The 18,608-nt window shown below is 49.2% G+C and carries 15 protein-coding genes; 8 read left to right on the top strand and 7 right to left on the bottom strand.

What is annotated here, in order from left to right:
* Positions 1 to 33: 33 nt before the first annotated feature.
* From SSED_RS19985 to SSED_RS19970, 4 genes are all read right to left on the bottom strand, one after another.
* The gene (locus SSED_RS19985) at positions 34 to 1,569 is read right to left on the bottom strand and encodes a M16 family metallopeptidase (protein ID WP_012144159.1); all 1,536 of its coding nucleotides are present in this window, start codon (positions 1,567 to 1,569) and stop codon (positions 34 to 36) included.
* Positions 1,566 to 3,059, bottom strand: a complete 1,494-nt coding sequence (locus tag SSED_RS19980; protein WP_041421828.1) for a M16 family metallopeptidase — start codon at positions 3,057 to 3,059, stop codon at positions 1,566 to 1,568. The genes SSED_RS19985 and SSED_RS19980 overlap by 4 nt, the downstream gene beginning before the upstream one ends.
* A 75-nt stretch (positions 3,060 to 3,134) precedes the next feature.
* Positions 3,135 to 4,688, bottom strand: coding sequence for a nitric oxide reductase transcriptional regulator NorR (gene norR, locus SSED_RS19975; protein ID WP_012144157.1), 1,554 nt, complete (start codon positions 4,686 to 4,688; stop codon positions 3,135 to 3,137).
* 205 nt (positions 4,689 to 4,893) lie between these two features.
* Positions 4,894 to 7,179 carry a nitric-oxide reductase large subunit gene (locus SSED_RS19970; protein ID WP_012144156.1) on the bottom strand — a complete coding sequence of 762 codons (2,286 nt, stop codon included), beginning with the start codon at positions 7,177 to 7,179 and terminating at the stop codon, positions 4,894 to 4,896.
* Between the two features lie 560 nt (positions 7,180 to 7,739).
* Here SSED_RS19970 and SSED_RS19965 point away from each other — a divergent pair.
* From SSED_RS19965 to SSED_RS19940, 6 genes are all read left to right on the top strand, one after another.
* A complete protein-coding gene (locus SSED_RS19965) occupies positions 7,740 to 9,464 on the top strand; it encodes a potassium/proton antiporter (RefSeq protein ID WP_012144155.1) in 1,725 nt (574 codons plus the stop codon).
* Positions 9,465 to 9,556: 92 nt separating this feature from the next.
* Positions 9,557 to 10,738, top strand: coding sequence for a flagellin lysine-N-methylase (gene fliB, locus SSED_RS19960; protein WP_012144154.1), 1,182 nt, complete (start codon positions 9,557 to 9,559; stop codon positions 10,736 to 10,738).
* Between the two features lie 325 nt (positions 10,739 to 11,063).
* Positions 11,064 to 11,531 (top strand): TlpA family protein disulfide reductase, encoded by a 468-nt coding sequence (locus tag SSED_RS19955; protein ID WP_012144153.1) that lies wholly within the window; start codon positions 11,064 to 11,066, stop codon positions 11,529 to 11,531.
* Positions 11,532 to 11,534: 3 nt separating this feature from the next.
* Positions 11,535 to 11,750: a DUF4266 domain-containing protein gene (locus SSED_RS19950; protein ID WP_012144152.1), complete on the top strand. Its 216-nt coding sequence runs from the start codon at positions 11,535 to 11,537 to the stop codon at positions 11,748 to 11,750.
* Entirely contained in the window at positions 11,741 to 13,039 is a 1,299-nt protein-coding gene (locus SSED_RS19945; RefSeq protein WP_012144151.1) for a DUF3570 domain-containing protein, read from the top strand. The genes SSED_RS19950 and SSED_RS19945 overlap by 10 nt, the downstream gene beginning before the upstream one ends.
* A gap of 39 nt (positions 13,040 to 13,078) precedes the next feature.
* Positions 13,079 to 13,993 carry an FAD:protein FMN transferase gene (locus SSED_RS19940; protein WP_012144150.1) on the top strand — a complete coding sequence of 305 codons (915 nt, stop codon included), beginning with the start codon at positions 13,079 to 13,081 and terminating at the stop codon, positions 13,991 to 13,993.
* A 51-nt stretch (positions 13,994 to 14,044) separates the two neighbouring features.
* Here SSED_RS19940 and SSED_RS19935 read toward each other — a convergent pair whose 3' ends face one another.
* The 3 genes from SSED_RS19935 to SSED_RS19925 all read right to left on the bottom strand — a co-directional run bounded on the left by SSED_RS19935 (position 14,045) and on the right by SSED_RS19925 (position 15,853).
* Positions 14,045 to 14,308 carry a Txe/YoeB family addiction module toxin gene (locus SSED_RS19935; protein WP_012144149.1) on the bottom strand — a complete coding sequence of 88 codons (264 nt, stop codon included), beginning with the start codon at positions 14,306 to 14,308 and terminating at the stop codon, positions 14,045 to 14,047.
* Positions 14,301 to 14,555 carry a type II toxin-antitoxin system Phd/YefM family antitoxin gene (locus SSED_RS19930; RefSeq protein ID WP_012144148.1) on the bottom strand — a complete coding sequence of 85 codons (255 nt, stop codon included), beginning with the start codon at positions 14,553 to 14,555 and terminating at the stop codon, positions 14,301 to 14,303. Before SSED_RS19930 ends, SSED_RS19935 begins: the two co-directional genes overlap by 8 nt.
* 371 nt (positions 14,556 to 14,926) lie before the next feature.
* Positions 14,927 to 15,853: an LpxL/LpxP family Kdo(2)-lipid IV(A) lauroyl/palmitoleoyl acyltransferase gene (locus SSED_RS19925; protein WP_012144147.1), complete on the bottom strand. Its 927-nt coding sequence runs from the start codon at positions 15,851 to 15,853 to the stop codon at positions 14,927 to 14,929.
* A gap of 160 nt (positions 15,854 to 16,013) precedes the next feature.
* Between SSED_RS19925 and hldE the strand changes: the two genes are divergently transcribed.
* Positions 16,014 to 17,444 (top strand): bifunctional D-glycero-beta-D-manno-heptose-7-phosphate kinase/D-glycero-beta-D-manno-heptose 1-phosphate adenylyltransferase HldE, encoded by a 1,431-nt coding sequence (hldE, locus tag SSED_RS19920; RefSeq protein WP_012144146.1) that lies wholly within the window; start codon positions 16,014 to 16,016, stop codon positions 17,442 to 17,444.
* Entirely contained in the window at positions 17,441 to 18,316 is an 876-nt protein-coding gene (locus tag SSED_RS19915; protein WP_049772138.1) for a hypothetical protein, read from the top strand. Before hldE ends, SSED_RS19915 begins: the two co-directional genes overlap by 4 nt.
* Positions 18,317 to 18,608: the final 292 nt, after the last annotated feature.

Here is an 18,608-nt window from a genome sequence, read left to right as displayed (position 1 = left end):
GTCCGGGAGCGATCATATTAGGGACTGATCATATTAGGGAGTGATCATCTTTATCTGCCAATCGGGGAGCTTGCTTTTAAGATCTTCGGTGATGAGGTCAGCATCGCCGCGAAGTAAGATGGTTGGCGGTGAGTCGAAGATGGCCCTAGCCATCTGTTGTAACTCTAAAGCGGACAGTGCAGCAATCGCCTCGCGTTGACGCAGCACATCCTCATTGTTTTGAGCTAAAGTCAGCCGTTTGATGTAACTTGCCTGTATCGCCACCGTGGAGCTGTTAGCCAGCAAGTGCTTACTCTTCTCGAAGGTTTTAATCGCGTCGAGTTCGGTGGCTTGCACCGGTTCGCTCATCGCGAGTTTGAGATGATCCAGTATGCCGGAGACGAAGGCGCCGGTATGTTGAAGTTGGGTACTGCCATAAAACTTCAGTGTACGGGCCTGAGGGTTGTCGAAACAGCGACCGTAAATGCCGTAGGTTAAGCCGCGCTTCTCTCTCAGATCGTAATACAGGCGACCAGAGAAGCTTCGGCCCAGCCAACTTGCCAAGGTGTGGCAGGAGAGGGGGGCACTCGATATCGACATCCCTTTCGTATCAGACTGAAGGGAGGTTATCGGCAATCGGTATCCTACTCTGACCTGAGTCTGAACGGCGCCGGGTACATCGATGATAAAGAGCTGTTTCTTCGATGCTGCCCCGATCCGTTCACTGTCCTCTCTTGAAGAGCCAATAGCGGCTACATCTGTTGAAGGGAGCTGCGGTAGTTGCTTGGCTAAACCCAGCGCGAGCTTGTCGAGTGACGCTGACTTAGTCGTATCATCACCCGAAATGAGCAGATGCCATTTTGAGCCCGGTAATATGGCACCTTGTATGTCGATTAAGTCGACTTGTGTGAGCGCTTGCTGCAGCTCTTGGTTGTTCAGGGCCAAGTTATAGGGGTGGCGTTCACCCAGTATCTCTCTGGCCCAGACCTTCTCTATCTCTGAACCCGTAAAGGCACTGATATGTTTGTTTAGTTTTAACTGCCGTCGAACGGTATCGATATCTATCTCATCGAAGGCATTATCTTGCCAGCTCGCTGCTAAGATGGAGAGTGCCGATCCTATCTCCTCGGTTGGGCAGGCCATCTGCAGCGCGATGCTATGCATGCCCGCTCTTACCTTCAGACTTTCGATACATGACAGCGGTTTCTGTGCCGATAACCAATTTGCCCTGTGATAGAGTGCGGTGTTGAGTACATCGATATCCTTAAATGGTCGCTGTGAGTTAATTAGCACTAAGCTGATGTAATGCAACCCTGAGTGACTGGCAGGAAACTGATGTAGCGTGAAATTTGGGGTTAGTGGCGTGACTTTTGGTTGAGTATTCCCGGGCTTGCTCTCATCCTTGTCTGCCAATTTAGCGGTAGAGGTGAGTTTAGGTGCATTTTTGAGGGGGACAAACTGAGAAATGACAGGCGTTTGAGTGTCGGTGAACACTAACTTTGTCTGTTGGCAGCCGACTATCGGCAGCATCAATACCAGGCCGAGTAATATGGCTATTCCTTTGAACGTACTTAGCTCAATTGTCATCATAAGACGAGATCCTCCAGAGTGTCACTCACTCCCGTTGGAAACCACTCGAGCAAGGTTTTCGTCCAGCGAATGTACCAAGGTGGCAGCAGATTCAACCTGACATAACCTTGAGAAAAGTAGGTCTGTGCTGCGGCTTGTAGCATCGCAGGACTAACCGCGTTGATGCGTTCCCAGGGGCCCGTCAGAGGCGTTAAGCTATCTTGCGCTAAGGTCGCCGAGAGTGCTCTGGCAAGTAGTGAAGGTCTGTCGATGAGCTGTAACCGCTTGTTGAGCCAGTTGGCCTTGAGTTGAGACAGATCCTCGTCGGATATGCCGTCTGTGGCCAAGGTTTCTATCGCCTGTTCAACATTGCCGGCAAGCTGGTCCAGTGAGGTCTTTGCTCTGGGTACCATAATCAGGTTGGAGACCCCCATCTGCTCCATCGTCATTGGGATTGAATAGGTGAGCAGTTGGTCCGGTTCGGTTAATCCGCTCTGCTTAATCAAGCTGCTGCGGTTTTGAAACAGGTAGGCTTCTAACAGGGAGACCGCGGCAGCATCACTGTGCGTCTGCCCGACGGTATGCCAGGCGAGCAACAGTGCCGGCCAGGGCCCCCTTTCATCTATGACCTCAGCGTGTACCAGCTTGTTCTCGAACTGCATCTTTAGGGGCGGTTTTAGCGCCTGCTCAGGATTTTGCCATTGGCCAAATTCCTCCTCCACCCACAGGGTTGTATTTTCCGGCAGTGCACCAACGATACTCAACTGCATGGCATCGGGGCGGTAGTGATTATGATGAAATTGTTTGAGTGCCTCTTTGGTTGCATTCTTAACGTCTTCCCGACTGCCTATCACCGCATGTCCGTAGGGTGTGTCTCGGGCCTGAGTCAGTAAAAACTCCATCGCCTTACGCACGTAAGGTTGATTATCTATGCTGGTGGCCATCTCCTCGAGTACCGTGTCCTGCTGATTCTTGACGGTTTGATCCGTTAGCGCCGGGCGAATAAATCTATCGGCCTCCAGCCAGAGGCTGAGTTTCAGCGCTTCTGACGGAATAGTCAGGTAGTAGTTGGTGAAATCGAAGAAGGTGGAGGCGTTAAATTGCCCGCTAATGGCACTCATGGTTTGGGCGTAGCTATCCCCGGGCGCATTCTCACTGCCTTTGAATAACATATGTTCGAACAGGTGGGCATAGCCGGTCTGTCCCGAAGGTTCGTCTCTGGAGCCGACATTGAATTGACTGGCCAGAGAAACAAGCTGGTTATCGGCTAAAGGGAGTAGTCTGAGCTGAAGGCCATTATCCAGCCGATGAAAGATGATCTGTTTCTCTGTGCGATACAGGGGGGCGGCCATCTGTTGCAAATTTAATTCATTGGCCGTGACCACAGGGACAAACAATGCCGCTGTGGTGAGCGAGGTGACCAGCATCATCAGACCCATAACCAGGTGATGAATTGGGTCACTAATTGAGTTCGTAACGGACTTAGGTCTTGAGATAATACCCTTTTTCATTTAATAGCTTATTTAGTCTATCGATAACAATTTTATATCAGCTTTATCAGATTAATTCCAATTGGCATAGCAGTGCTACTTCTTGAGCCCCAGCCGTTTTGCTAATCGATGCAAATTGCCTGAGTCGACCTTGAGCTGACGTGCCGTTGCCGCCCATTGAGTCTGGTTTTCGGCCAATGCATGTCGGATATATTGCGCCTGAAACTCATCGGTGGCATCCTTCAGACTGCCCGTGAATGAGCTTTGAAAAGGGCTCGAAATCTCGCCGGGGAGTTGGACCTTATCCTTTTGAGGCTGTCCCGGTATATCGAAGTGTTGAGGAAGGATTTGGGGCAGATCATTGACCGCCTGTGACTTCGCCAATACGGCCGCACGGTGGAGTGCGTGTTCCAGTTCCCGAATATTTCCCGGCCAATCATATTGTTTCAAAAGGCTCAGGCTTGTTGGATTGAGGCTTAAGTTTTTTATGCCTAGTTTTTGCCTGCATCGCTCGACAAAGTATCCACACAGGAGAGTAATATCATCGTCTCGTTCACGCAGCGGTGGCACCATCAGCGGAAAAACACTGAGTCTGTGGTAGAGATCGGCACGAAAGCGTCCCGCCAGGATCTCCTGTTTAAGATCTTTATTGGTGGCGGCAATAATTCTTACATCGACCTTGCGGCTGCGATCATCGCCAATTTTCTGAATATCACCATACTGAAGGACCCTGAGCAGTTTAGCCTGCAAGGTCAGGGGCAGCTCACCAATTTCATCCAGGAACAGGGTGCCCTTGTCGGCCAACTCAAATTTCCCGCTGCGATTACTGATAGCGCCGGTAAAAGCCCCTTTTACATGACCAAAGAGCTCACTCTCGGCGACAGACTCTGGCAGTGCGGCGCAGTTGAGGTAGACCAGAGGGGACTTTTTACGTTCCGAACCCTGATGTACCGCCTTGGCGATAAGTTCTTTACCCGTTCCTGTTTCACCTAAGATCAGTACATTAAGATCGGTCGAGGCGACGACGTTAATCTCATTATTGAGTGACTGCATATTCTGAGACTGGCCTATCATCTCTACATCGTTATCGGTCGTGATATCGGTACTCATTGCCGTGCCAGAGTCTTGTGACTGAAACGCCGCTTTTTCGAGCCTGTCTATCATTAGTGCGTTGCTCAGTGAGACTGCGGCAATTGCACTGAGGCTTCTCAGTTCGTTATTGGTGAACTTCTGAAACTGGTCGGGATCGAAGCCGTCGATAGTGATGGCACCGATTAAACGCTCATCGGCATAGAGAGGCAGACCGATGCAGGCATGAACCTTAAGCTCATCTCCCTGATTTGGGATCAAGCCATCATAGGGATCCGCAAGATCGCTATCGGCGGGGAACCTGACGATATCGCCGGCGCGGGCAATCGCTTCTAGTCTGGGATGTTCATCCACAAGAAAGCGGCGTCCCAGCACATCGGCATTGAGTCCATCTATGGCAAGAGGAATAAACTGCTGGCCCTGGAAGGCGAGCAAAGCTGCGGCATCACAGTTGAGGTTTTGGCGTATGATATCGAGTAGGCGAGAAAACCGGTCTCGATTAGACAGGCCCGAGGTGATATCGAGTGCGATATGGGTTAGCTCTGTTTGACTCAAGGCCATGGTTTGGTCTCCGTTGAGTTTTCTCTATTTTGCTGCTTAATACCAGTCGGCATAAGAAAGTAGGCTACTCAGAGTATTCGGTAAAATTTGAGAATATAAGATACCCGAGTGAGGCATGCTTGTCATATTGACATTTTATATTGCTGTCATAAATACAAAAAAAGAGGGCCGCGAACGGCCCTAAAAGTGAGCAAGTAGTCCAGGATTAAGCCTCTGTTGAGATACCCTCCTCTACAGTCTGTGTTTTGGTACCTATGGCCTTCTTAATGATGTCGAAGAAGAACAGGCCCATAAACAGACCACCGATACCGAAAACCACATCACCGGGAACGCGCATCCAGACCAGAGTTTCGACGAGTGGGCTGTGGATCACCTCGGGTGAACGGGCAAACCAGTAGCCATTTTCGATAACGGCGAAGAACTGCGTGATACCGACAGGTAACAGTGACATGAATACCATGCCAGCTAAGCCGATATTCAGGCTCCAGAACGCGCCCTTGAGTAGTTTTTCATTCCACTGCATTTGACCCGTCAAGCCTCGTGTACAGAACAGCATCAAGCCGATGCCTAACATACCGTAGACGCCCATAAATGCAGCGTGAGCATGGGTGGCAGTGGTATTCAGGCCTTGGATGAAGTAGAGAGCAATCGGTGGGTTGATCAGGAAGCCAAGGACACCCGCCCCGACTAAGTTCCAGAATGCCGTCGCCACGAAGAACATGATGGCCCATCTGTAGCGGATCATCCATGGGGCGGCTTGACGCATACGATAACTCTCTACCGCCTCATATCCTATGATAGCCAGTGGCACGACCTCTAACGCTGAGAAGATAGCGCCCCAGGCGACCACAGAGGTGGGGGCACCGGTAAAGTAGAGGTGATGCAAGGTACCGATTAACCCGCCAGTGAGGAAGATCAAGGTGGTAAAGAGTACCGCAGCATTGGCGCTTCGGGTACGGATAAGCCCGAGGCGAACTAACATGAGTGCAATAACCGAAGTGGCGAAGGTCTCGAAGAAGCCTTCGACCCAAAGGTGAACCACCCACCAGCGCCAGTATTCGGCAATCGCCAGGTTGGTATGCTTGCCCATGAACAGGCCGGCACCGTAGAACAGGCCGATAGCGATACAAGAGGAGTACAAGACCCAGATAACAGGGCTCATCTCACCTTGGTTCTTAAGTGCCGGGCGAATTGCTGCCGTCACGAGCCCAAGCCAGATCAATAGCCCACCGAGCAGCAGCACCTGCCAAACCCTGCCGAGATCGATATATTCGTAACCTTGGTGACCGAACAGGAAGTTCATGTCCAGATCGAAGTATTGCTGAACACCGGCCCACTCGCCAGCCATAGATCCCAGAACCACGACAACCAGCGCAGCCCAGAGTACGTTGACGCCCAGGCGTTGGTACTTTGGCTCGTGGCCGGAGAGGGCCGAAGCGATATACAGGCCTGTGCCTAACCAGGTGGTCGCAATCCAGAATACTGCCAGCTGGGTGTGCCAGGTTCGCGTGACCGAATAGGGGAGAATTTCGGCGAGTGGCAAGCCATAAAACTCCTGCCCCTCAACCGCATAGTGAGCCGTGATGCCCCCGAGAAATATCTGTAGCAGGAAGAGGCCAATGGCCGTAACGAAGTACTTACCTACCGCTTTTTGTGAAGGGGTGGGTTTCTTGAAGAACAGAGGATCCTGAGCGGTAGGCTCTGGGAGAGGTTCATGCTTACCACTGGCGTGGTACCAAACGAGTCCACCAATACCCGCGATCAGGGTGACGATACTCAAGATAGACCAGACGATATTGCTTGAGGTTGGCGTGTTACCCAGTTGAGGATCGAACGGCCAGTTATTGGTGTAGGTGTAATCCAGGCCGGGACGTTCGGTGATCGCCGCCCAAGCACCCCAGAAGAGGAAGGCATTAAGCTGTTCGCGACGCGCTAAACTAGGAACTGTGCCCTCTTTCATGGCGTACTGCTCTCTGAGCGTATAGAGCTTTGGATCGTCACCAAAGAGTGAAAGGTAGTGCTGGCTTATCTCCTCGATGGCCAGAATACGAGTCCTGGATAGGGTCACCTGAGTCGTATCGTCGGTATTGATGATAACCGTGTTGTGACGAATATCTTCACGCAATAGCTGCTCTAATCCCGCCTGCTTTTCGCTACTCAGGGAGTCAAAATCTTGCTTGAAACGTTCCTGCGAAGTGATGTTAAGCCATGCTCTCGCCTCACGATGCAGCCAATCTGCGGTCCAGTCGGGAGCGACGTATGAGCCATGACCCCAAATAGAACCTAGCTGGTGGCCTCCCATAGATCGCCAGACCAGCTGTCCCTGCTCGACATCATCTTTACTGAAGAGTGTTTGACCATCGGTGGCCACAAATGCCGTTGGGATAGGGGGTTTCTCTCGATAAATATCACTGCCTATACTCAGTAGTACAGTGAATGAAGCAATTAGCACGGCGATGAGTGCGATTGCGGTTAATTTTAGTTTGCTCATATTTCCTCTTAGCGCGGTCATTGATATCAGGCGTCAGAGGTTTAGCATTTGTCGTACCATTTTTTAACTGCTTGTTTTATAGTTGTTTGTCTGTTTTTTGGTAGATCGTATTGTGTCATTAGGACACCCTCGTTTAGTGTCTTAATAACAGCCAGTGTCATTTTTACACTTGTGGGTGGCTAGCTCCATTTGACTGTATGCCTATATAAATATCATGTTCGAATGCTTGATGGTTATTCCTTGGTATAAACTTGTGTTTAGTGAGGTTATTAATTGTTTTGTTGTTCATGTAAATGTTTTTATATTTTTTAACCTTGGTGTTTATAAAGGTTTTTTTTTAGTTTGACTGTGTTTTTTAGTGTTAAGGTGTTGATTCTTTCTTTGTGCGTTAAAATTAATAAAAATTATGTTTTCTATCTCCCTTGCTATTGTATAATGGCATGGTTAAAAGTTATTCGATGCTTACAAGATAAAACTGAGCTTACTACATAGGTATCAGAAAGCAGATATTAGAAAGCAGGCATCGAAGATAAGGTTCAAGTACTGGAAAAGGGGTCATTGTGAGCGCTGAAACAATTAATAATTTTTTTCTTATCGGTGCGCTGTTAATTGCAGTGAGTGTACTTTTGAGTGCGGTTTCTTCTCGTGTCGGTATTCCTATCCTGTTAGTCTTTCTCGGTGTAGGTATTATGGCTGGAGAAGACGGCCCCGGTGGGATACATTTCGATGACTATTCCGTTGCTTACCTGGTCAGCAACTTAGCCCTGGCCGTTATTTTGCTCGATGGCGGTATGCGCACTCGCGTCTCCAGTTTCAGGGTGGCCCTGTGGCCGGCACTCTCCTTAGCCACATTTGGCGTGGCTATTACGACGGGCCTGACGGGAATGATGGCCGCCTACTTGTTTGACCTCAATATTCTTCAGGGGCTATTGGTGGGGGCTATCGTGGGCTCTACTGATGCGGCAGCCGTATTTTCATTGCTTAAAGGCAAGCGTCTGAACGAACGTGTGGGTGCGACATTAGAGATAGAGTCCGGCAGTAACGATCCCATGGCTGTTTTTCTGACTGTGACCTTAATAGCCATACTCGCTAGTGTAGGTGAAGGAGTGTCGGCTAGCTTCATGGTGATGAGTTTCATCAAGCAGTTTGGCTTAGGGGCGTGTCTGGGCTTAGGTGGAGGCTGGTTGTTATGGCAATTAATCAATCGAATTCAGCTGGCCGACGGCTTATATCCAGTCTTAGTGCTCAGTGGCGGCTTAATCGTGTTTGCTATCTCAAATAGCCTGGGCGGTAGCGGCATCTTGTCTATCTACCTGTTGGGATTACTATTGGGGAACCGTGCGATGCAGGGCCGACATACCATCTTGAGTGTGCTCGATGGCATGACCTGGCTGAGTCAGATTGGCATGTTCCTGGTCTTAGGCTTGCTCTTGACCCCATCAGATCTGACTGAGGTAGCGATTCCTGCACTGGCGTTGGCATTTGGTATGATCTTGTTTGCCAGGCCCATTTCCGTGTGGCTGAGCCTGTTGCCATTTAAGAGTTTCAGTAGTCGGGACCGTTGGTTCATCTCCTGGGTCGGGCTGCGAGGTGCCGTACCGATTATTTTAGCGGTATTTCCTATGATGGCGGGTCTTCCCAATGCCCAGCTTTATTTCAATGTTGCCTTCTTTGTAGTCTTGGTCTCTCTGTTGGTTCAGGGCTGCTCTTTAGGCAGGGCTGCGAGACTCGCTAAGGTAGAACTGCCAACCAAACCTAGCCCTATCTCCAGATCTGGCGTGGCCATCTACCCTAAGAGTGACTGGGAGCTTTTTGTTTACCACCTCAGCGAACATAAGTGGTGTGTGGGGGAGCCTATTCGCAGGCTCAACATGCCTGCGGGAACACACATTGCCGCCCTGTACCGTGGCAAGGATATGTTGCACCCCTCGGGAAGCACTAAGCTGCAAACGGGAGATATCTTGTGTGTACTGGGGCATGAAAAAGATCTCGATGCCTTGGGAACCCTGTTCAGTGAAGCGCCAATGCAGGAGGAGTTACCGCGCTTCTTCGGTGACTTCTTTCTCGATGTCGATATTCAATTAGCCAGCCTGGCCCCGATATACGGACTCGAACTCGATGATGAGGCGCAATATCTGTCTGTTGGAGAATTGTTGGTTAAACATTTGGGGGATGAGTTGGTGCTTGGGGATCAGTTCGAATGGCAATCGCTGAGTTGGGTTGTCTCTGAGCTGAGTCAGGGAGAGGTTGTTAAGGTTGGTATACGGTTACCCAATGATTCATAAGTCTTTAATAGAGGGCGGAAGCTTTTACCATATTTGACTCGCTAGCCAACTTTGTTATCTTATAACTCCTCCTCAACGTTAAGAGAGTCTGTATGGATAGCGCCATTGTTACACCTAAGTATGTCAGTGATTTTAGCTGTATAGGCCCGGATTGCGAAGACAGCTGCTGTATCGGCTGGAATATCTATATCGATAAAAAAAGCTACAAGAAGACAATGGCCCATCCTCAGTTGAAGGGGTTAGCTAAGTCGGCCCTGAAGAAGATAAAACGCAGTGATGACCAGTGGGCCATAGTACGGACCGATGCTACAGGTGTTTGCCCTTTTTTAGACAGCAAGAAGCTTTGTAAGATCCATTCTATAGCGGGTGAAGAGACTCTTAGTGCCACGTGTAGAACTTATCCAAGGCTCACGGTCATCAGAGAACATGATAAGTTTGACAGCCTTTCCTTGTCATGCCCGGAAGCTGCCAGGCTGATACTGTTCAGCCCCGACGCCTTTATATTTGAGCGTAAGCTTTCTGGTTCCTGGCAAACACCACACTCGAGTCCACTATGGGTTACTAAGACATATGACTACAGCATCGAGTTGCTGTTAAACGACAAGCTTAATTGGCAGCAAGCACTACTTACTATAGGATTTCTGATTAATTCGGCCGATAAGGTGTGGCAAAATGAAGCGCCGGCCAGTGTATTGGATAGCCGCTTCGAGCAATTGTCTCTGCTGGCTGAGCAAGGTGTTCTACAGGATCAATACCAAAGCTTATCTTATGTTTGTGGTCATCAGGTTCAGGCATTCGCCGCAATTCATGGTATGTTCATCGATGCACATCCAAGGCGTGACGGAGTTAGATTCGGAATGATTAATGATGCCATCAGTGCCATGTTAAATGACGATGAAACCCTTGATATCGAGAGAATTAACCGAGCGTGGAACGATATCGCGTCACCGGCATTAGATGAGCATGGAGACATCTTTAAGCGATACCTCCTCTATTATATGTATCACGAATACTTCCCGACCACTCTGGATGATAAACCACAATCAGCCTTCAGATTGATTGTGCTGGATTGCTTTATTTTGCGCTGCTACTTAGCTGTCATTGCAAATAAGAATAACGGCTTATCGGAGAGTGATATCATTCTCTGCTTTCAGGTATACCACGTCGTTCGTCAACATAAGTCTACCTTTATTAAGGGAGCCACAGAGATAATGGAGAAGTTTAGCTTCTCCAATGTGGCTGGCATTATCAGCCTGCTTAAGACTCAGGATTAGTTTCGCTCAGGTTCATTGCCCCTACATAGGCTCTGGTCCGTGCACGCTTTATCTTAAGTGTGCACGCAGGAGTTTACCGCCGGATTTCTCTTCACTCACTTTGCTCTCTTTCAATTATCGAACCTGCGTTGATATTTTTTTAACACTGTACGGAGTGGACTCATCATGGCCATGATGAAGTGTATCTCTGATTTTCTTACTTCTTTGAAATAGCGTGAGTTTATATCGTGGGGCTTTTCATTCTGATTGTTATCAACTAGTGTGGAACTATGGTTTCTAGCGATCTGGTGAATGGGCTAATGGCGGCAATCACTGAGGGGGCACTATGAGAAAACTATTGCTGTTGCTGAGCTTGATGACGTGGAGCTTAAGTGCCGCGCCTTCGCTGAACTATCAGGTACAAAATTTTCAAGGCGAATTGGTGAGCCTGAGTGAATTTAAGGGGAAGGTGGTATACCTGGATTTTTGGGCCTCCTGGTGTGGACCCTGTCGTAAGTCCTTTCCCTGGATGAACGCAATGCATCAAAAATATCAACAACAAGGCTTGGCTATTGTTGCCATTAACTTGGATGCAGACAGGGCGTTAGCAGAAAAGTTTCTATCAAAATTACCCGCCGATTTTCATATCCGTTTCGACCCACAAGCCGATGTCGCCAGCCAGTTTGATCTGCAAGGCATGCCGAGTAGTTATCTTTTTAATCGCCAGGGAGAATTAGTACAAAAACACCTGGGCTTTTTTGAAGAAAAATCGGCTGGTTATGAGAATGAAATAGTCGAACTGCTGAAGGAGTAGCCCATGAATCGAACCATCATATCTATTGCGATAGCTATCAGTTTATCCGCGTGTTCGAGTCTCGGTGTCGAGCCATGGGAAAAAGATCAACTGGCCAGAGCCGACATGGCGCTGGACAGTGAGAAACTGGACTTAGCACTCGATGACCATATCTATTTCAGCAAAGAGGGGAGTAGTGGTGGCCGCTCACTAGCCGGCGGGGGCTGCGGATGCAATTAAAAAACAGGTCAAATATATCTAAGGCGCTAGCGATTGCCAGCTGTAGCTTGCTTGGTCATAGCTCCCAGGTTAATGCCGGTGACGAGAAACCGGATGACTGGAAAGTCGATGCCGCCATCATGTACTACGGTGAGGAGGGCAGGGTTCAAGCCCTGGAGGCTATCGGTAATGTGCAGAAGGCGTTTGGCGATGAGTCTCTGTTGGACATGAAGTTGGTGGTGGACAGTTTGACCGGGGCATCGGCGTCCGGTGCCGTCGCCCAGTCACAGAGCCAAACATTTACCCGTCCCTCCGGTGATGGCGAATATGAAACGGCTCCGGGTGAAACACCCCTCGATGATACCTTCAAGGACACCCGGGCGCAGGTAAGCGCCAACTGGGCGGAGATCCTCTCTCCGGTATGGAAAACCAATGTGGGGTTGAACGCCTCTAAAGAGTTTGATTACTTTTCTCTGGGTTTCAATGCAGGGGGGGAACGCAGCTTCAATAAAGATAATACGACACTGGCGCTGTCGGGGGCCTATACATTTGATAACGTCGATCCGGTCGGTGGCAGACCCGTGGCATTCTCCTCTATGGCACTTAGAGGAGATTATGACACCGAAGAGGAGTATAGAGCGGCTTTCGATAAGACTCGCATGGAGGGCTCACAGGACAAAAAAACCATGGATATGATGCTGAGTGTCACTCAGGTACTGAGCCGCAGGTGGCTGTTTCAGGCAAACTACGGCCTCTCCAGTGTATCGGGCTATATGACCGATCCCTACAAAATCTTGAGTCAGGTCGATGATACCGGTATGACTCAGCGTTACCTATATGAGAGCCGTCCGGATTCTCGTCTCAAACACAGCTTCTATATGATGACAAAAGGGGCTCTGGATGCGGGCGTGGTAGATTTCTCCTACCGTTATAGTACCGATGATTGGGACCTGAACTCTCATACTCTGGAGACCCATTATCGCTACTATTTCAGTGGGCGCCTCTATGGGCAGCTACATCTGAGATACTACCGGCAACAAGCCGCCAATTTTTATCGCCCCTTCCTGATGGCGGGCGACACCTTACCCGAATATGCCAGTGCCGATTATCGTATTGGTGATATGACCACTTATACTCTGGGGCTCAAGTTTGGGCAGCGTCTTTCCGGCGGTCATGAGATGAGCTATCGGCTGGAGTATTATCAACAAAACCCTGAGAATAATGACACCGAGTTAGTCGGACAGTTGCAGGATCACGATCTGTTTCCCGAAGTGAAGGCGGTTATTGCACAGGTGAGTTACTCTTTTTAAAAGATGGCGAACCGAAAACTCGTACAGTGAAGAGGGATAATGAATATTCAAGAGAATAGGGAATCACCCGATTTTGAGTTGAGCCATCGTAGCTGGGGACATTTAGGTTCGTTTCGTGCGATGGCGAGCCCCTGTGAGTTACTCATCGCCACTGAAGATGAACACTTGGCCCGTGAGATGATGAGTATTGCGGCCTTTGAAGCTATGCGCATCGAGCAAAAATTCAGCCGCTTCATCGAGGGAAATCCCCTGTGGAAGATTAATCATGCAGCGGGAACCCTCTCTCTAATTGACGCAGAAATTGCGAGTCTGCTGCAGTTTGCCCGCCAGTGTCATCAGCTCAGTGATGGTCGATTCGATATCAGCGCTGGCCCTTTAATGAAACTATGGCGATTCGATGGTGGTGAGCTCCCCGAAGCGGCCGATATCGAGCAGGCCAGGGCATTAGTCGATTTTTCCAGGGTGGACTTTAACGAACGTCACCTGCAGTTTCCCTCCGGCATGTCCCTCGATTTTGGCGGTATCGCGAAAGAGTACGCCGTCGATAGAGTGGCTTATCTGCTTGCTGAAAAGTGGCCGACTATTTCGGTGCTGGTTAACTTCGGCGGTGATATCGCCTGCCCGGTATCTAAAGGGGCGGATAATGAACCCTGGCAAGTGGGCATCGAAAATCCGCAGCGACTCGACAGCGCCGGGGCACGGTTAGAGATCCGTAAGGGGGCGCTGGCAACCAGCGGCGATACCCGGCGATTTATCGAAAAGGATGGTCAACGCTTCGGTCATATCATCGACCCCGGAACCGGCTACCCCGTAGTCAAGGCGCCACGTTCGGTCACTGTACTCGGACCCAACTGCGTCACTGCCGGCATGCTGGCCACCATGGCCATGCTTGAAGGCGAAAAAGCCGAAACCTTCCTCAGCGAACAAGAAGTAGAGTTTAAGTGTTTTAGATAGGAATATGGTTTTAGTTGGTTGTGATTGTGGCCAGCCTGATGAATAGCATATTTAGTAGTGATAACGACAGGAGATTATCGTAATTACACTATCGTCAACGGCGTACACTAAGCGGTTAGTATCATCGATGCGCCGAGACCAGAAACCCGCTAAGTTTTCTTTCAGAGGCTCAGGTTTTCCAATACCCTCAAAAGGTAAACGCTTCACATCATTGATGAGTTTATTGATGCGTTTCAGTGTTTTCTTATCTTGCGTTTGCCAGTACAGATAGTCGTTCCAGGCATCATCAGTCCATGACAATAAACGACTACTCATCAATTAACTCTCTTTGAGTTACTTTTCCCGATCTATATTGAGCAATTGAACGATTCAGATGCTCTGCGTTTGCCGGAGAGCGAAGCAAGTGCACCGTTTCCATTAGACTGTTGTAGTAGTCCAGTGACATAACAACTGCATCTTCAGAATCTCTGCGTGTAATTACAGTCGTGTCAGCATCATTAACCACACCGTCCAATACTGCTTTCAAGCCATTTCGTGCTTCTGTAAAAGATATGATTCTCATAGAATCTCCACATGTACGTTTAACAGAACAAGTATAAGGATTAACCCCCTACTTGTACAGCAAGTTGAACATGTGAACTTTGTCTTCAGCTAAACCTAATCGAAGAGGTAGATGACCACATAAGATGCGGCAGCGGACGTTGATGGCATGGATGCCATCGTCGAGCCTCCACGGATGGATTCACGGCGTTTCGCTGAAGTATCTGCACACTTCCTCGCTGGAAGCGATAGATAACCACAAAGGTTAACTATCCTTACAGCTCTCCCAATATCAATAAACCGTAGAGAAAATGTAATTCACCTTCATTCTAAGGTCATAAAAAAGCCCCGGAATAAATTCCGGGGCCGATACTCTAACCCTTATTAATAGATCTACTTATACACCGATGGGTCGTCCTTATTCGGACGAGTCTTAAACCTGCGGTGCAGCCACATATATTGGGCGCGATTCTTGTCGATTATCTGTTCGATGATCCCGTTGCCACGCTTGGCATCGGCTATCTCATCTTCGCCGGGGAAGTTATCCAGTGGCGGGAGTATCTCTATGGTGTAACCCTTATCATCGGCATTTCGCTCGACGCTAAAAGGCAGTACCTTGGCTTTGCCCAGACGCGCCAGGGTCGTTGCACCTGTGATGGTCGCGGCCTCAGGCATGGCGAAGAAGGGGATAAAGGTGGCGCTGGAGCGTCCGAAGTCTTGATCGGCGGTATACCAGATCACATCGGGGTTACGCAGGCAACGTACCATTTTTCGAAGATCTCGCTTGGGAACTAAGGCTTTATTCGAACGAAGACGCCCCTTAACCTGCAGGTACTCCATCACGGGATTATCGTGTGGGCGGTATACGCCGACACCGGGCTGGAACTGACCGAAGATTCTGGCTCCCATCTCCAGTGGCAGGCAGTGAACTGCAAACAGAATTACGCCGTGGCCGTCATTGAGAGTTTGCTCCACATGCTCCTGACCCTTGATGGTCATATGCTGTTGTATTTTTGCATCTGACCACCACCAGGCATTGATGGTGTCGAAAATAGCCTTACCTGTCTCTTCGAAGTTACGCTTGAGTAAGACCTGTTGCTCTTCGGCAGTCATCTTTGGAAAGCAAAGTTCCAGATTTCGCTTAGCCGTATTGACCCGACTGCCCATAAGGGTTTTAGCCAATCTGCCTATCATGGCGCCCAGCTTCATCTGTATCTGAAGGGGCAGGAGTTGAGTGAGGCGCATCAAAGCGACACCGAACCAAAGCAGCCAGTATTTGGGGTGATATAAATGCGCTGAAAATTGGGCTTTCTCTACCACGGTAAACTCGAAAAATTGGAAAGTAAGAGGGTATTCTAACGTAAATTAACACCAAAAAGTGGGAAAATGTTCGGGTATTCTCACTCCCATCCGTGCCTGTTAGTTAATGGTAAAATTAGGTACAATTGGTCATTAATTTTTGAAAAAAGATAAGAGTGTTATGAAGGTGTCTCTACCAGCGTTTGAAAAGGCAAAGGTGTTAGTTGTCGGTGATGTGATGTTAGACCGTTACTGGACTGGCCCTACCGGCCGCATTTCGCCTGAAGCACCTGTGCCAGTGGTGAAGATCTCACAGATTGAGGACAGACCTGGTGGGGCGGCCAACGTAGCGCTCAACGTGGCAACTCTAGGTGGCCAGGTGAGTCTGGCTGGTATCGTTGGTAAAGATGAGGCCGCAGATGCACTCACTACAGGGATTCAAGCCTTGGGCGTCGAGCCTAAATGGCATTGTGTGGAGGGTAAGCCCACCATCACAAAGCTAAGAGTCATGTCAAGAAATCAGCAACTTATCCGTCTCGACTTTGAAGAGGCCTATCCTGAGGATGAGAGTAAGGCATTACTGACTCTGTCTGAATCTGCACTGGACAATGTTGCTGTTGTTGTGCTGTCAGATTATGCGAAGGGAGCGATAACTCAGCCTCAGGAGTTTATTCAGAAGGCTATAGCCAAAGGTGTTAAGGTGCTGGTAGACCCTAAGGGGAGTGATTTTTCCCGTTATCGTGGTGCGTCGTTAATTACTCCCAATATGGGTGAGTTTGAAGAGGTTGTCGGTAGCGTCTCTTCAGAAGCCGAGTTGGTTGAGAAGGCACAAGCCCTGCTTAGTGAATTCGATATCGAGGCTATCTTAGTGACTCGTTCAGAAAAAGGGATGACCTTAATTACCGCCGATGCTCCCGAGCTGCATATTCCTACCGTGGCACGTGAAGTCTATGATGTGACTGGTGCCGGTGATACCGTTATCTCCGCACTTGCAACCTCATTAGCCGCAGGAAGCGATCTTCCTCAAGCCTGTGCCATCGCTAACACCGCGGCCGGTATCGTCGTTGCTAAACTGGGTACCTCGACGGTAAGCAGAATTGAGTTGATTAGGGCGCTGTCGGTTAATCACGGCGAGTCTGGTTTTGGCGCTGTCAGTGAAGATCAGCTGGCATATGCTCTGGAGCAAGCGAGACTTCGCGGCGAACGAGTTGTGATGACCAATGGCTGTTTCGATATCTTACATGCGGGGCATGTGAGTTACCTGAAACAAGCCAGAGAGTTAGGTGACAGATTGATTGTCGCCGTTAATGATGACGATTCCGTTAAACGCCTGAAGGGTGAAGGGCGTCCGGTCAATCAGTCTGATCGTCGTATGGCCGTTTTAGCGGGTTTGGCCTCGGTTGATTGGGTGGTGCCATTCACCGAAGACACTCCGCAGCGTATTATTTCCAGACTATTACCGGATCTGCTGGTGAAAGGCGGAGATTATAAGATTGAAGATATAGCGGGTGGTAAAGAGGTGATTGCCGCCGGTGGCTCCGTGAAAGTCCTGGGCTTTGAGGATGGCGTTTCGACGACATCGATTATCGAAAATATCATGGCTAATCAGTGATCTGGTCAGCGCTTGCGCTGAGTGTTAGCTTGCTTTGGACCGACATAGGTTCAAAGCAGGCGATGATATGTGATCTGGACTCACTCCAATCATGTTTACATCAACTCCCCTCTTCTGTTCGCCATCAATTACCAGCTAACCTATCTGAATTTAATCAAATTTTGGGCCAAAGAGGCGCCATGGTGATGCCGGTTGAAGACAGGTCTATCGCAGGACTGATCCTTACCTCGCCCGATAACATTCCTGAGTCACTCTCTGTCAATCTGTCCGGCTCTATTGTCTCTCTAAATCTTGAAAACCAGCGTCAGTTAACTTTGTGGCATGAAATGGGGCATTTGGAGGCCAAGGGGTTGCTGGACAGTGGTTTTATCGATGAACTTACGCCATACATGCATGAATGGCTGGCAGACTGTTATCTGGCCTGGCGAGTGGCGCAAGAGACAGGAAGCTTAGAACTTATCTGGCAGCAATATCATCGAAGAAATCTGGATCTGATGCAGAATGTGACTGCCATGTCGCACTGGACTGTGCCGATACTGTCCCAGTTACTGAACCGTTATACGCTTGAGGAATTAATGGCATTCGAGAGATTCAGTGATTTGATGGATGATATCCTCCCCCAATTGGCACTTCTTGAGCCCGATAGCCTCGACGAATTCTCCAGCCTGGTCCATCGCACCTTTAGTACCGAAGTGCTTCAGCCTCTACCTAACTATATGTTTTGGAGAAAACCTGATTTAGGGCGCTATCTCGAGCCAACTCTGATTAAGCTGTTGGGGAATATAGCGGCCGAACATTGGTTGCGAGAACAAAATATGTTGGCGGGCAATGACGTTTTGACCGAGAAACAGAGCGTTCAAGCTGAACCTTAGCTGAACCTTAGCTGAACCTTTGCTGAACGAGAGTCAGAAACTCAGTATATGCATCAGCTTACTGCAGTAATCTCTAATCTGGTTTGATAGCATATAATACCAATCAGTATAAGAAAGTGATCTACTCAGCGTGCTTTTTGGCAACTAATTCAAGGCGAATGGATGATGGAATGGTTGTTCCCTTGTAAGGCCATTCAACGCAGAAGTAGGCAGCCAAAAACACGCCTAACAGGCGAGTTTTAGCGCATCCGATGCTGTGTTAACGAGCTTGAACGTAGATCAACTATGTTCT

Origin of the sequence: Shewanella sediminis HAW-EB3 (assembly GCF_000018025.1) — a bacterium.
Taxonomy (GTDB): domain Bacteria; phylum Pseudomonadota; class Gammaproteobacteria; order Enterobacterales; family Shewanellaceae; genus Shewanella; species Shewanella sediminis.
Note: the sequence above shows the minus strand (reverse complement) of the source record. Positions and strands in the feature narration are given on the sequence as shown.

What these genes read in the sequence shown, in the direction of transcription:
- SSED_RS19950 (WP_012144152.1), top strand. Translation starts at nt 11,535, where the DNA reads ATGAATCGAACCATCATATCTATTGCGATAGCTATCAGTTTATCCGCG.
- norR (WP_012144157.1), bottom strand. Translation starts at nt 4,688, where the DNA reads ATGGCCTTGAGTCAAACAGAGCTAACCCATATCGCACTCGATATCACC.
- SSED_RS19930 (WP_012144148.1), bottom strand. Translation starts at nt 14,555, where the DNA reads ATGAGAATCATATCTTTTACAGAAGCACGAAATGGCTTGAAAGCAGTA.
- SSED_RS19955 (WP_012144153.1), top strand. Translation starts at nt 11,064, where the DNA reads ATGAGAAAACTATTGCTGTTGCTGAGCTTGATGACGTGGAGCTTAAGT.
- SSED_RS19935 (WP_012144149.1), bottom strand. Translation starts at nt 14,308, where the DNA reads ATGAGTAGTCGTTTATTGTCATGGACTGATGATGCCTGGAACGACTAT.
- SSED_RS19970 (WP_012144156.1), bottom strand. Translation starts at nt 7,179, where the DNA reads ATGAGCAAACTAAAATTAACCGCAATCGCACTCATCGCCGTGCTAATT.
- fliB (WP_012144154.1), top strand. Translation starts at nt 9,557, where the DNA reads ATGGATAGCGCCATTGTTACACCTAAGTATGTCAGTGATTTTAGCTGT.
- hldE (WP_012144146.1), top strand. Translation starts at nt 16,014, where the DNA reads ATGAAGGTGTCTCTACCAGCGTTTGAAAAGGCAAAGGTGTTAGTTGTC.
- SSED_RS19940 (WP_012144150.1), top strand. Translation starts at nt 13,079, where the DNA reads ATGAATATTCAAGAGAATAGGGAATCACCCGATTTTGAGTTGAGCCAT.
- SSED_RS19945 (WP_012144151.1), top strand. Translation starts at nt 11,741, where the DNA reads ATGCAATTAAAAAACAGGTCAAATATATCTAAGGCGCTAGCGATTGCC.
- SSED_RS19985 (WP_012144159.1), bottom strand. Translation starts at nt 1,569, where the DNA reads ATGATGACAATTGAGCTAAGTACGTTCAAAGGAATAGCCATATTACTC.
- SSED_RS19980 (WP_041421828.1), bottom strand. Translation starts at nt 3,059, where the DNA reads ATGAAAAAGGGTATTATCTCAAGACCTAAGTCCGTTACGAACTCAATT.